Annotated in this window: 8 protein-coding genes; 1 reads left to right on the plus strand and 7 read right to left on the minus strand. The window is 68.4% G+C overall.

What is annotated here, in order from left to right:
- Nucleotides 1–5 precede the first annotated feature (5 nt).
- From F0U60_RS33265 to F0U60_RS33280, 4 genes are read right to left on the minus strand one after another with little or no spacing between them, the layout of a single operon-like run.
- Nucleotides 6–2,927 (minus strand): CHAT domain-containing protein, encoded by a 2,922-nt coding sequence (locus F0U60_RS33265; protein ID WP_395805995.1) that lies wholly within the window; start codon nt 2,925–2,927, stop codon nt 6–8.
- Nucleotides 2,909–6,643, minus strand: a complete 3,735-nt coding sequence (locus tag F0U60_RS33270) for a hypothetical protein (RefSeq protein ID WP_395805997.1) — start codon at nt 6,641–6,643, stop codon at nt 2,909–2,911. The genes F0U60_RS33265 and F0U60_RS33270 overlap by 19 nt, the downstream gene beginning before the upstream one ends.
- Nucleotides 6,640–8,400, minus strand: coding sequence for a hypothetical protein (locus F0U60_RS33275; RefSeq protein ID WP_395805999.1), 1,761 nt, complete (start codon nt 8,398–8,400; stop codon nt 6,640–6,642). Before F0U60_RS33275 ends, F0U60_RS33270 begins: the two co-directional genes overlap by 4 nt.
- Before the next feature lie 43 nt (nt 8,401–8,443).
- On the minus strand, nt 8,444–8,821 hold the full coding sequence (locus F0U60_RS33280; RefSeq protein WP_395806001.1) for a hypothetical protein: 378 nt from the start codon (nt 8,819–8,821) through the stop codon (nt 8,444–8,446).
- Between the two features lie 131 nt (nt 8,822–8,952).
- Between F0U60_RS33280 and F0U60_RS33285 the strand changes: the two genes are divergently transcribed.
- The gene (locus F0U60_RS33285; RefSeq protein ID WP_395806003.1) at nt 8,953–9,102 is read left to right on the plus strand and encodes a hypothetical protein; all 150 of its coding nucleotides are present in this window, start codon (nt 8,953–8,955) and stop codon (nt 9,100–9,102) included.
- 377 nt (nt 9,103–9,479) lie between these two features.
- Here the strand turns inward: F0U60_RS33285 and F0U60_RS33290 are convergent, their stop codons facing one another.
- The 3 genes from F0U60_RS33290 to F0U60_RS33300 all read right to left on the minus strand — a co-directional run bounded on the left by F0U60_RS33290 (nt 9,480) and on the right by F0U60_RS33300 (nt 13,796).
- Nucleotides 9,480–10,766, minus strand: a complete 1,287-nt coding sequence (locus tag F0U60_RS33290) for a matrixin family metalloprotease (protein WP_395806005.1) — start codon at nt 10,764–10,766, stop codon at nt 9,480–9,482.
- Nucleotides 10,767–11,306: 540 nt separating this feature from the next.
- A complete protein-coding gene (locus tag F0U60_RS33295; RefSeq protein ID WP_395806007.1) occupies nt 11,307–12,653 on the minus strand; it encodes a hypothetical protein in 1,347 nt (448 codons plus the stop codon).
- Between the two features lie 657 nt (nt 12,654–13,310).
- Entirely contained in the window at nt 13,311–13,796 is a 486-nt protein-coding gene (locus F0U60_RS33300; protein ID WP_395806009.1) for a GNAT family N-acetyltransferase, read from the minus strand.
- Between the last annotated feature and the right edge of the window lie 129 nt (nt 13,797–13,925).

Below are 13,925 nucleotides of genomic sequence, written 5' to 3' on the forward strand. Positions count from 1 at the left end.
GGAGTTCAGCCATTGCCGTAGGCGAGGTATCCCCCCCAGAAGAACGTGGCCCGCGCTTCCTCGGAAGGTGCCTCCCTCGCCCAGCGGCGCTGTGCTCGCGCCAGTCCGGCGGCAACGCCATGCTGGGCAATCTCCGCATAGACCTGCTTCATGAAGGGGAGGGCCAGGACGTTGTCCACCTCCCACAGGGACGCCACCACCGCGCTGGAGCCCGCGCGGAGGAACGCGGCCGGGATGCAGACCAGCTCATTGCCCGGGAGGGTGGAGGCGCTGGAAGACCAGCACGAAGCAAGCACCGCGAGCCGCAACCTGTCGAGGCGCAGTTGCTGCACCCTGGCCAGGGAGAGGACGGAGGACCGTCCCTCCTCGCGGCCCAGGTAGAGACACGAGCGGTGGGGTGCTTCTGGCTCGAAACGGCCGTGACATGCCAGGTGTGCCCACTCCGTGGATTCCAGCAGCTGCGTCACGTTCTCCAGACCCGCCCCATCATCCTTTAGCACTACGGCATGCGGAGCCGAGGTGATCGGCGCGAGCTCTCCGGGCTCGTCCACCGCTCCGGGAAGCGGCCCCAGATCCACTCCCGCGTAGGTGGAAACGCCAACGCCGAGGAACTTGCGGACCTTGAGCGGGCGCGCCCGGCGATGCCTCCACGACGAGAGCCAGCCCAAATGGGGCATGAGACTGCACGCGAACCGCTCGCACAGATGCGACCCTCCCAGGAAGAGCGCGGGGAATGGAAGATTGGCGAGCACGTCGTGCGGAATGATGACCAGACGCTCCACGTACGAGGGTAATCCTCCGAGCAGCTGCTCCAATTCCAGCGCCGAGGAGAGCGCCTTCAGGCTCCGCTCCACGGCCTCGGCGCCCCGGAGAAACGGACGAACCTGCCGGGGAATCTCATCCAGCACCTCCAGGGCGCACCGCCATAGCCGCTCGCGCGAGAGCGGCAGTGTGTGGAGCTCGATGCGTCGCTGGCCGAGGACGAAGGTCAGGGTACGATCCGCCATCACATAGAAATGCAGGACCGCGACGGAACGCGGGATGTGCCACAGCAGCCACCGCGAATCATCCAGACCCCGCAGGCTCGCACGCCCGGCCCTGCCGTGGACCGGCAGCTGGAGCTGGGTTCGGACCCACGCCTCGACCTGCGAGGGCGTGCTGGCTCGAGAGGGCGCCTCTTCGCCCTCTTCGCCTGGCTCCTCCAGCCGCCGCTCGACGTCCCAACCCGTGAGACAGCTCAGCGCCCGGTATACCTCCAGCGTGGCGCGCTCGATTTCGCGCCGGCCTCGCCAGCGGCTGAACCGACTCGCGTGGGAGGGCACCTCCCGAGGGACAGCTCGCGCGAGCGCCGCCAGATATTCGTCCTGGGCGCTCCACTTGTTGAGGCGGAAGAAGATCCGGTCCTCGGCATCCATGTCCGCCACGAGCCCATCGAGCAGCACCCGGGCCCGTTGCGCGCAGTCCGCGTAGCTCGCGTCCTCACCGAGCCTTGCGCAGGTCCATGCCAGGAATCCCAATGCTTGCCACTCGTCGAAGACACATCCCTGGGTGTGCGCGGTCTCCACGGCATGGGAGAAGAACGTCTTCGCCTCCTCGAGCTCTCCCCGGTAGTAGGCCACCAGCCCCTCGTGGAAGTACGTGCGCCCCACGAGCCGGGAGGAGTCCGTCCGTGCCGCGAGCCGCTCCAGCGCAGCGAGGGCATGGATCGCACCAGAAGAGGTTCCGTCCTCCAGGTTCTCCATCACCTGATTCGCCAGACGCGCCCAGTCCTCCGCGAATCGCTCCCGCGTGCGCTGGACGGCGGGCGCCCCGTGCACCCCCCGCGAGCCGACACCGGCGGCGCCGTTGCCCAGCGGATCCGCGTCCATGAACCGCAGCGAGGCCGTCTCCTCGGGAGCGAAGGGGCGAATCAGCTCCTCGTTCGCGGCGCGCCGCCGACGCTCCATCGACTCGCGGAGAGATTCGAAGCGCGCGGCCCACACCCGACCCGCCTCCGTCTGGGCGAGTCGCTCCTGGCTCCGTTGAATCAGCGACTCCACCTCCCGCGTGCGATTGAGGAACAGCAGACACTGCGCCAACCACCAGCTCGCCTGCAGCACGTCCTCGGGTGCCCCCTCCTGCTCCGAGTCCCGCAGCAATCGCACCATCAGGTGCCGTGCCTTGCCGAAACGGCCGCGCAGGCAGGAGAGACGGACCTGGAGCACCTTCCAGCGGAAGGCGTCCGAAGTGGACGGGAGCGGCGCTCCCTCCCGGGGCTCCAGGTGCCGGGTGATGAGCCACTCGGCGGAGGCGAGGTCTCCCCGATCGAGGTAGTGCTCCGCCATCAGCAGGAAGAGCCCCTCCCTCCGGTACACGAGTTCCCGCCAATGGGCATCGGACAACGCGCGTCGAAGCATCTCAATGGCCGGCAGGAACCGGCCGCTGGAGGCCCAGAGGCGCGACAACATCACCCGAGCATCCAACCGGGCCTGGGCCAGCTCCTGCGAGGAGACCGAGGGCCAGGAGAGCGCGCTCAGCCGTTGCTCGAGCTCGTGCAGGTGCCGCGGCCCCACCCTGCCCAGCGGCCCACGCGCATCACTCGCGCGCGCCAGTACGCGGGCGGCCCGGAAGCGGTTGGAGGACAGGAGCGCGAGCTCGCAGCGCCGGAGATCCACCCAGAAGACCCCGGGATCGTCCTTCTTCTCCACAAGCAGTGTGCGCACCGCGTCCAGGAGCCGGCCCGCGGGCGAGAACAACTCCACGCGGAAGAGGCTCCGGGCGATCCGCACGAGGAGGTAGGGCTTGGGGCTCCGCCTCGACTGGAGGTGCAGCCGGAGCAGCTCGGCGTAGGCCTGGGCCGCACCGGAGTCGTCATGTTCCCGCTCTCGGGCCTGCGCCGTCTCCCAGAGCCAAGCGAACCCGTCCCCGGTCAGTTCGGAGAAGAGCATTGCGCGCGCTCCTCGGAAGACATCGCTCCGTCTCCATTGGTGTCGCAGTTCCGGACGATCACCAGCGGCGGAATCATGCTGACACTGAGGGGTTCGCTCGCCGTCGCTACCTTCGTATAGGTCTCGGTGCGCGAATCGAGCTCCGCGATCAAGCGGGTAGGCGAGTAGGAGTTGGCCGGCATCGACTCGACGCGCTGCCACGAGACGTACGGGTCGTCCGCCAGCACGGCCAGGTTGTCCGCGGGTGACGACTCGATGTCGACCCGGTTCAGCGAAAACCTGTCGTCGATGTAGATGTCCGCGGTGCGGTCCTTCAGCAGGGCGTTGCGCTCGGAGGCAGTCAGCACCCGACCCCGCGGTGGAGCCGCCACCCTGGCCGTGCTGACGACCTTCGTGCCATGCACCTCGAGCCGTATGCCCTGGGGCAGGGCATCATCGAGCCCGAACTCCGCCCGCAGCACGTCCCCCACGTCATCCAGGCCCGCATCGTCGGCGATGTCCGCCAGGTGCCGGGCGCGTTTCTTGCCGTCCGCCCACCCATGCAGGTCATCCAGGGCCTGCGTGAAGTGGTCCAATCCCCGTCGGCTGAGTCCGGCATCCATCTCGGCCAGGGCCCGGTCCATGAGCACCTCGGGTGACGAGGCTCCCAGGTGAGAGTCGACCGCCTCGAAGATGCGCAGCGCCTCCGCCGGCCGCCCGTTGCGCAGCGCGTACTCCCCATTGTCGATCGCGGTCTTCTCGAGCTCCTGGATGGCTCCCGTCCAACCCTCTGGGTGTTCCCGGGCGAGCGACTCCAGCTCGACGAGCTGTCCGGGCTTGCCGTCCCGTAGGGCCGTGAAGGCCTTCTGGGTGGGCAGGGATTTGGAGATGTCCCAGTGGAGCACTTCCGTGGGCCGCAGTTGGGCCTTCGCGGCGATGCCTTCGAGCTCTCGGGGAGTCAACCCGGTGCGCTGGACGAGGTCCGTCCAGGCCTCCTGCCCCTTGAAGTGCGAAGGTCGGGCAATGGCCAGCTGGCCCTTCGGCGTCACGAGCACCGGGAGACCCTCGTCCAGGCCCGGGATGCCGTCGAGGATGACGCGCACCGAGTCCGGCGGCGGTACTTCGTTCTTGAAGATGCGGTCCACCGCATCGAAGACGTTCGTCCCATCCGCCGAAGGGCTCGGTCTGAGGTACTGCCAGTCGTAACGCGCCATGGCCTCCCGGGCACTGACGTCCTTGATGGCCTTGACTCGCAAGGCCTCCCCGGCCCTGCCCAACCGGACCGTCATGAGGGCATCCTCCACGGAGGAGCCGATCGTCATCCGGGTGAGCGCTCCCGGGTTCCCTTGAGGCAGGAGCACCACCTCCTCGTCCTTGAGCAACACGATGCCCCTGCCCACGCTGGCCTTCTCCAGACTTCCGCTCGTAGCCACGTGCCGGACGTGTTCCACGGCGCCAGGATCGAAGTGCAGGCGCACACCCGAACCCTCGTTTCGAAGGGCGAACACGCCCAGGTCGTTCCCAGGAGCCGCGAGGTGGAGCCGGGTTTCCAGCGGCCTGCTCGCGACGGGGCGCAGCTCGAGATGCTGCAGTTGGACCTCCGCCACTCCCGCGCGGGTCCGAGTCCCCCGAGTGGCGTCCACGAGGACACGCCCGCCCTGCTCGAAGCGTGGGAGGGCCCGGGGAACACCGCCCCCCGGCGCCGCACGCTCCGCGGCTTCCAGACCTCGCCCGTACCGCAAGCTCGCATCTCCGTGAGCGGGGACACGGGGAGCGGACTCCACTGCCCTGCGCCCGCCGAGGCTGACGCCCCCGCTGACCTGGTACCCCGAGACCGGGGAGACATACGAGCTGAGGCTTTCCATGCACTCCCGTCCTTCGCGCCACTGTTTCCTGGGCAGGAGTTGGACGGGGTGCTGGTACCTCAACCCCTCCCGGTGCTCGGCGAGCCAGCGATCGAAGGTCAGCTCGTGCTTCACGGGGACGGCGGCCAGGAACCACATGGAGGCGAATCGCGAATGCACCCATCCGGTCAGGATGGACCACTTCATGATCTCGTTCTGGAGGTGGTACTCCTGCTCGAAGTCCGCGATGTCCACGTAGTGGCGATCCCACCAGCCGATCTCACGCCGATCGACATCCGTGGGTGTGACCTCTTCACCTGGCGCGAGCGGGCTCGACCCCGCGGCGTAGACACGCGTGGCCACGTGACGGAAGAGCAGCGCCTTGCCCTCCTCGGCTGACGAATAGCCGCCCTGCTTGGGGCCGAACCAGATCCGGGTCCAGGGATTGGCCTCGATCTGCTCCCTATCCAGCGAGGACAGCCCCAGCCGGGGGAAGGACTGGAAGCCGGGGACGCTCGTGGTCGGTGCGGCGTGGTGGATGTCGAAGCCCCAGAGCTTGGCGAGCAGGTCGGTGTAGAAGAGATTCATCCCCACCCGCGTGCCCTGCAGCGGTCCATCATAGCGGGCACACTGGATCCGCTCCTTGGAGAGCACGTACTCCAGGACTCTGCGCATCACGACATCCTGGAGCGCATCGGATCGTTTCGTCTCATCCACGAGCTTCCAGAGCGGGACCACGGCCTCCTCGATCGCCTGCTGCTCCCTTGCCCGGCGGACGTCCCGGGCGATCGCGGCGAACTGCTTGCCATGGCGTTGCGCGAGGACGGAGCACACCCGAGGGAGCGCCCCGGGAGGAGCGCCGCGCGTGAGCTTCCACAGCCTCAGCGCATCCCACATCGTCTCGGTCCGTGCATCCTCGGGCTGGGATGCAGCCCGTTGGCCGAGTGCAGCGGCTTCGCGGATCAGCGCACACGGGTCGCGCGCCAGTTGCACCAGTGACGAAACGAGCCGCGCCTGTCTGTACTGGGGGTCCAGCGAGAAGCCGGGCTCCCTGGGTGGGAGGTGCACCGGTCCGGACGGGTCCAGGTCGCGCAGCTGCTGCTCCAGGGCCGCGCGCTCCTCCTCGAGCGCGTCGTGGGCCTGGTAGAGAGCGGCCACGTCCTCCACGGTTACGTTTCGGGTGCGGCTGTTTGGGAAGCGCCGCCCACCGAGCGTCAGGCCCCCCGGGTCCTCATACCGGGCGAAGGTAACGTCATCGATGGAGCTCAGCCAGGCCATGAAGTCCTCCGGCCCGCCGATGACCGCCTCGTGATAGCCGTAGGCGGGGCCGTAGGCGTCCTGGGCCTTCAGGTCCGGCATCCGCTCGACGTGCAGCACCCCCCGGGGCACGTCGGCCTCGAAGGCGAAGACCTGGAAGAGCGCGGGCTTCTCCCCCAGCTCCATGCGGACCTGGTCCGCCAACCGGCCCAGCACGGCGGTCGGATCGCGCTCGCTCTTCTCGTAGACAAGCACCACGGTCTTCTCATCGAGGATGGCGCGGCGCCCCGGCCCATGGGCGAAGGTGAACATCTCCTCGAGATAGGGCAGCCGGAGCGGGTAGGTCTCGTAGGTCGCCTTGACGAGCGCCTCCCCCTGGAGGCCCTGGTGGTTCAGCACGCCGTAAAGGGCCCAATCCTGGAGCTGGTCGCGGCCATCGCGCTCCGGCAGGTCGCGCAGCACCCCGATGAGCTCGTGGATGTCGAGGGTGAAGCGCGTCCCGGGCAACGCGCCCTGGGACGGTACGCTCTTCGGAGAAGAGACTTGCGCGGAGTCCCCCCGGAGGGAGACGAGGCAGAGCAGGACTCCCAGCACCAGGAGCCCGAAACACATGAGCCGTCTGGGATGACGCTTCAAGACGCACCTCCGGAGCGTTCCAGCCGCGCTTTCAACGCGGCGCTCTCGCGCGACAACCGCTGGGCCCGCTCGGTGTCCCCGGCCCGGGCTGCGTCGATGGCTTCGCGGAGCACCGCCTCTTCATAGCCCCGCACGACCTGATCGAAGCGCGGGTCGCGGCCCCTGTCGTCATGGCGCAGGAAGCTCCGCGCCGATTCGGACACCCGCGATGGCTCCTCGGCCTGGCGTGCCGCCACGAAGCGTTGAAAGGCCGCATCCCGGCGTGACGCCTCCCAGGCCTGTTGGGTCAGCCCGGTACCTCCCACCGCCAGCAAGAGCACCCCCACCAGCGCGGCGGCCTTGGCCAACGGCTCCCGGACCGAAAACAGCCAGGGATAGAAGACCCAACGGTCGAGGCCCTTGCGCCCGGAGGAAGAGCCCGCGGCGATCCCCTGCTCGCAGGTCCTCCTCCATCCCGCCACCAGCAGCGCGGCGCTGGAGTTATCCAGAGAGAAGGGAGGCGGCGCGGGGAGGTGCACCGCCAGCGCCTCGGCACGCATCGAGAGCCCGCTTCCGCGGAGCGTCTCCAGCAACTCACAGGGCACCTGGGCGAGCACGGGGTGCTCTTGGAGGAGCTGCCTGCGAAGCACGTTCCACCCGCCCCCCTCCTCCTGACCGAGCGCCAGGCACAGCGCCGATACGGCCGACAGGACAGCGGGCTCGGAGGGCAGGAGCCCGAGCCGCAATGCGGTCTCGCCCAGTGCCGCGGTCCGAGACTCATCGGCCAAGGCCATTCCCTCGGGCATCCGGGTGAAGACGAGGAAGGACTCTGGCACCAGGCTCGCCTCATCCTCGCGCGAAGGAGCCAGCGAGGAGCCCAGAGGATCCAGGAGCCGGGCCTTCAAGAGGTGCAACGCCGCCTCGGAGAAGTGGCGCTTCGCAAGGAGCCCGTCGGCGAGGCGCCGATGCAGAGCCGCGCGGAGCCGGCAGAGACTGAAGTGGTGCGGAAGGAGGGCGCTCCACCGCGCGAGCGTCGCCAACACCGCCTCCAGGGAATCGCGCGAGGCACTCGTCAGGGAACCCACCCAGTGCTCGGCGGCAAGGCAGGCTTCGTGTGCTAGCAGGGTTTGGGGCCAGGAAGGCGGCATGAGCTCCAAGGCCGCCTGGAAATGGACCAGCGCGCTCCGGTACGACGCCTCTTGGACGGCCTCCCTCGCGGAGGTGACGGCGTGCGCCACCAGCGCGGACCTCAACATGGGAGAGGCCTGGGGGTTGTGGCGTATCGCGCTCCGCCACTCGACGAAGTGGAGGCGCTCACGCGCTGGAGATCCCGCTGGCAGCCCCGAGTGGATCAGGGCATGGACGCCCGGAAGGAGCTCGTTCGGGATGGCCCCCAGGACCGCGTCCACCTCCGCGTCCACCTCCTCCCGCGGAATGCCGATGGACACCGCGAGGTCCCGGAGGAAGTCCCTCGCGGGAGCACTCCCGCCTAGGGCGGTCCACTCCTCGTGGATCAATTGCCAGAGCTCGTCGTGATGCGTCCCAAGCCCCTGCCGCTCCCTTCGCAGGGCTTCACGCAGAAGTAGCGAGGCCCGCTCGACCCGCCTGTGTCCATTGCGGCGAGTGCCTCGAAGCCGGGCCGCGAGGGGAGGGCCCTCGCCCAGGCGCAGGACGGCCCGCGCGAGCGCACTTCCCGGAAACAGCTCGGAGCCAGGCGCGTCCTCCAGGGCCCAATGCCGCGAGAAGAAGACACACCCCGAGGTAGGAGGTTCCTCCATCACATCCCCCAGGTTGTAAGAGAACCCTCTTGGGATGGAGAGGTCAGCGCGGAGATGTGATCAGCCGCAACTCCTCGACGCGTCGCAGTCCCTTGGCCGCTTCGATGTATTTCGAAATCTCCTCGGGCGAAGTCCCGGAGGGAATTTCGAGGGTGCTTCCGTCATCGAGCCGAATGACGATCTTCCCACGCTCCTGGCGCCGTCCCAGGACGTGCATCAGCCCCGTCACGAGCGCCGATATGGCCGCGCTCGTTCCGCTGATAATGGCGGTGAGGACGGTGGGATCCAGAAGGATGTCCCGGGTCGGTCGCTTGGGGAGCAACTCCAGCTTGACGTCGTCTCCTGGCAGTTCAGCCAGGAGCAGTGCTCGAAGCTCCGCACTGGGAATCAACGCACCTTCAATGACGATCGGCGGCTCCATGCGGCCAGTCCCCCTGGCATGCGTTCAATGCGATGAACCCAGGCAACGAGACATCTCATCCCCTCGGGGGGTGAAGCGCCAGCGAGGAGAAGGTCGCCGCTGGCGCACCGTTGAAGCCCCGAGCCTTACAAATGGTACCTGCTGCCGGACGGGTATGGCTCTTTCGATGGGACCACTTCACCATCCCCGGGGCGATCAACATCCCGGGCCGCACCGTCACCGCCGAGACGACGGCCTCCCTCTCCAAGGACGACGTCATCGTCGTTGAGTTCCTTCACTGACCCCGCCACCCCCGCGACGTCGGAGTTGGTCCGGCGCCAGCAGGTGACTTCGCGGTGACCGGTAAGGCAATCACACGCTCGGAAATCGGTGCACTGGTACGAAGGTCGGCTCGACAGTCCATACCTCCGTCGCGAGCCCACGAAGGCGGCGGAGTACTTCGCCTCGGTCGGGCTGCGCGGCTCGTTCTGGGGACTGCCAGACGGCGGGGAATGAGTCGGCCCCCGCGCTGAGCGATCCAAGCGCGCAGAGGGCCGTACCTGGACGTCATTTCAATAGGACGAGCGTCTTTCCTTGTTGGGAGTCCCTCAAACGTACACGCGCCCCCGCGGCGAGGGGCCGGGAGGCGCGCTGGGTTCAGCTTGTCATCGGACCGCGCTCAGTACGGATAGATCTCCGACACCGCCTGCATGTCGCAGGTCGTGATGTTGGCCGCACACACGGTGGGGTTGTAATACATGATCGAGTTGCAGTCCTTGTGGTGGTTGAGGCCGAGGACGTGCCCGATTTCGTGGGTCGAGACCGTCTTCCCATAGTGCCAACCCGAGTAGTAGTAAGTGTTCAACTTGATGGTGGCGTTCGCCATGCAGCTAGCGCTGGCGGCGTTGTAGGTCGCGTACCCGTACCAGCCAGTGGCGCCGTAGTTGTTCTCGTACACCATGACGTCAGACGTGCCGCTGGCTCGCCAGTAGAGATACAGGCTGTTGTTGTAGTTGTTGTACATCCACTCGTTCATGCCGTCGCCGACCGGCCACTTCGAGCTGGAGTAGTCCGTGAAGGTGATGTTCGTGGGATTGCGGCACCACTTGTGGGCAAAGCGCGGAATCCCGCACCAGCTCTGGGCGCTCGGCCCGGTGGGGCGCGCCTCCATCATGGAGAGATTGGGCGCGTCGGGGCCCACGTACTGGACGGACTTCGCGCGGGAGGCGATCCGCTCGAGCAGCGCGCTGACAGGCTTGCCAGCGTAGCTGTCGACGGAGGCGGCCTGACGCAGCGAGCCCGCGTCCTGGATGAGGCCGTCCTGCACCGGGATGCGGCCCAGCGGACCGCCGGTCACGGAGTAGACGCCCGTCGTGGAGCGCATGGCCAGGGGCGCCGAGCCCCCCTGCGGCGAGAGGAAGAAGATCGCCTGCTCGCCCACCGTCGGCAGCGCGCTGTCCTCCGGGGCGATCGTGCAGCCGTCGGCGAGCAGACCGCCGGGGAACATGATCTCCACGGTGGTGCCCTGCGCCACCGTGCCGCCCGAGGCGGTCTTGAGCTCCTGCGAGGAGCGCGCGATGTCGCCGATCCGCACGGTCGCGATGGTCACCGGAAGGTCGGAGTAGATGCCGCTCTCCGGTCCGGTGGGCTGCCCCTCCACCTTGGACTGCGCCCAGGCGCGGACGACGTCGTAGCGCGTGGACTCCACCCGGCCGTTGATGATCAGCGCCGAGTGGTCGGTCAGGTCATCGACCGAACCGTCGCGGCGGATCCAATCCATCTCCATCGTGTGCGCCGTCCCCTCGGGGTGCGCCTGGGCGGGCACCGGCGTCCCGGGCACCCACGCCGTCGCGTGAGTGTCCTCGGCAGCGGGAGGAGGCGCCTCGTTGGCCCCGGGCTTGGCGCATCCAGCCAGGCCGAGGAGAGCGAATGGAACGACCCAGGAACGCGTCAGTTTCTTCGTCACGATCATCTCCGCAGGTGAACGCCGGAATTCAGCGCCAGCGTGGGTTCTCTTAAAGGACGAGAAAGCCCGGCACGCGTCCCACGCGGCGCGAAAAAAAGTGCGGAGGTCGAGGCCCACCGGCGCGGCGCATGGCACTGCGGGCGGTGTGGCATATTTCCTGACTTGCACGACCTTGTGTTGGGCGCGGTCCCTGGAAACACGAAGAGCCGGCGGGCCCGTGAGGCTCTCGCCGGCTCTGGCACATCATGCCGTCCTTGCCCATCTCTTCACTTTCAACAACAGACATCCCTACCCAAATACTTTGCTTCGGCCCCTCGTCGCCGCGGCCACGCTCCCCTCGCCCTGGGCCCCACGCGTGGCCAGGGCCTCGAATCCCTCTCTTGAGTGAAGGTGGAGACCCTCCGGATCCTGACCCCGTAGCAGCCGCCCGCCCAGGCCGGAGAGGAAGCCGCCGCCTCTGGACCAGTACCCGCACCAAGACCTGGTAACGGCTACCAGCGGCCCTGGACGCGCTGCATGAAGTCGTACGGGTAGCCCCCTTCAGGGCGCCTTGCCCGGGGCGATGGACGCCACCCAGAGGACGTACTCCGGCTTCGAGGTGCCCCCGCGGGAGAGGGCGGCCACCTGGCGCTGATCCGGCGAGACGAGCACGGCCTCCCAGGTCCCTCCCTCGGGCTCCGGGGGAGGCGCGGAGAAGAGGTGCCAGCTCCGCGCGTCCTTGGGGTTCGTGGGGATGAAGAAGTCCCCCTTCGTGGTGAGATAGCGGCCACCGCCCAGCACCGGGCCGCCGACCCCACGAGCGAACTCGGCGCTCACCTCCTTCGGGGAGAGCGCGCGCTCACCGGCGCGCCAATGGCCATGGCCATCACTGAAATACACGAGTTGCCCGTCGACGACGCGCCCCAGGAAGGAGACCGTGCTGGCCGTTCCTCCGGCGCACACCTCCCCGAGACAGGTGAAGCCACCACAGCTTCCGGGTTCGAAACTCAGGAAGCGTTCGGACAGCGATTGCGGTACGGGCTCGAGTTCGCCCCAGCGGTGGCTCGTGGTGTCGTAGCAGCGCAGCTGGCCCGCGGCATCCTGCTGGCTCATGCACAGCTCGCGTCCGCGCCAGAAGAGCCCCGGAGGGCCGTGCGGGGCCAACCTGGGAACATCCAGCACCTTGCCGATGCGGCGGGGCGCCTGTGCGCGCAGGGGTTGGCTCTTCCTGCGGCCCTCCTCCACCGTGTGCGCCACCTCCCGGACCGCGGCGGCCACGTCGGGCCAGGCCGCCAGGGAGTCCCTCCGCAATTCCTCCACGCGCCGCCAATTCCCCGCCGCCACCTGCTCGCGCACCGCATGGACGTGAGCCAGGGCGTGAAGCCGGGAGGCGGACGCGTCCGAGGGCGGCACCAACTCCACCAGATATTCCATGATCGATGCCTCCCCCACCTGCCCACGTGCCGGAGCCGACAGCCGCCGCGTCAGCTCGCGCTCCAGCGAAGGACCCACGGACACACCCCCCTCGGGCCTCGGCAGCAACTCGAGCGCGGGCGCACGGCCGACCCGCAGCCGGAGGGTCCGCTCCCGGCACTCCAACTCCAGGCCCGGGTGCACGGGGGGCTGATAGTCCTCGCTCGAATAATCGAAGCTCAGCCACACCTGGCCTTCGGGGCCACGCACCTCCACGCCCTGGCTCACCTGGTTCACGTCACAGGAGCCGCTCCAGGCGTAGCTGGCGGCCACCCGCACCTCCGCGCCGGACGAGGCGCCACACCGCAAGGGCAGACGTTGCTCCTCTTCCAAACCCCAGGGAATGACGATGGAGGAGCTGGGAGCGGGAGTACCCGCGTCCTCGGCGAGCGCGGGCAGGGAGAGCAGAAGGCCGGACAGGAGGAGGAGTCGCATGCGCGGGGTCAAAGCAATCGCGATGCCGCGGAGGCACGGCCTTCCCTGAGTCCCCCCGGCCACACACTGCGTCCATGGGACCGCGAACGACGCGCCTCAAGGCTCCGGCTTCACGCCGGCGGGGTGTTGTAACCGGCCTCGCCATAAGGCTTGAGCCGCTCCAGCCACAGGGACTCCAGCACCCGCAGCTCCTCCTTACACGTCCGCGCCGGGCTCCTCCGAGGGAGGCAGGACGTCGAGCACCAGTTGGAAGCGGATGCGGTTGAGCATGCCCGGGAGGTTGACGCTCAAGCGGGGGCGGAGCCGGGGCTGGAGGAGGAGAGCCCGGCCTTTGCCGCGACGGTGGAGGAGCCGAGGAAGCAGCGCACGCCCCGCTTGGGTTGAGCCGAACAGCTACGCAGGACGGAAAACGCTGGACGTGTTCGCCTGCGCCCGCTGTGGAGGCAGGCGCCGGGTGCTGGCGTACCTGAACATAGCCCCCAGCCGATGAGTGCCGCACGCCCATCAGACCGGCCGGTGCTCGGCCCTCCTTCTCCGGCCTTCGCCGCCCGCTTCCCCGGCACCACCTCATCGCCGCGCAGGAGCAGCGCGGCCTCGGCCTGCGACAGGATGCGCACTTCGGCCGCAGCTCCACGGGTGACCCATCGCCTCTCGGGCTCAGAGGCGATGGAACATCACGTGCATCCCGACCAGACCGTGCCTCGGGTGGTTGAAGGCCCCGGGCACGGTGCCAATGATGCGGAAGCCGAGCGACTGCCACAGCCGCACCGCCGCCGTGTTCGTCTCCACCACCGCGTTGAACTGGATACCGTGGTAGCCCGCCTCGCGCGCCCAGGTGATGACGTACTCGCCCAGCTTCCGGCCCACTCCGCGCCCCTGGTAGGCCGGGTCGACCATGAAGCTCCCCGTGGCCACGTGCGAGCCCCGGCCCGGACGGTTCGGCCCCATCTTCGCGGAGCCCAGGAGCGTGTCGCCCTCCACGGCCACCACCGTCTGGCCTGGCGGGGGCTCCATCCACCAGGGACGAGCGGCCTCCAGGGAGAGCCCTTCTGGATAGGCATACGTCTCCCCCGCCGCGACGATGGCGGAGAAGAAGGGGTGGATGCGGGGCCAGTCCTGGTCGTCAGCAGTCCGAATGAGCATCTTTCAGTGACATAGCCCAAGCGACGCCCCCCGTCCCGTGCTTCCCCAAGCAGGTGAGGAGGAGGCGAGCGTGGCGCCCCAGGCAGCGGTCAGCATTAAGGCTTACGCCACCACAGAGCCAACAGGACT

It is taken from the genome of Archangium minus, assembly GCF_044360475.1.
In the GTDB taxonomy this organism is placed as follows: Bacteria; Myxococcota; Myxococcia; order Myxococcales; family Myxococcaceae; genus Archangium; species Archangium minus.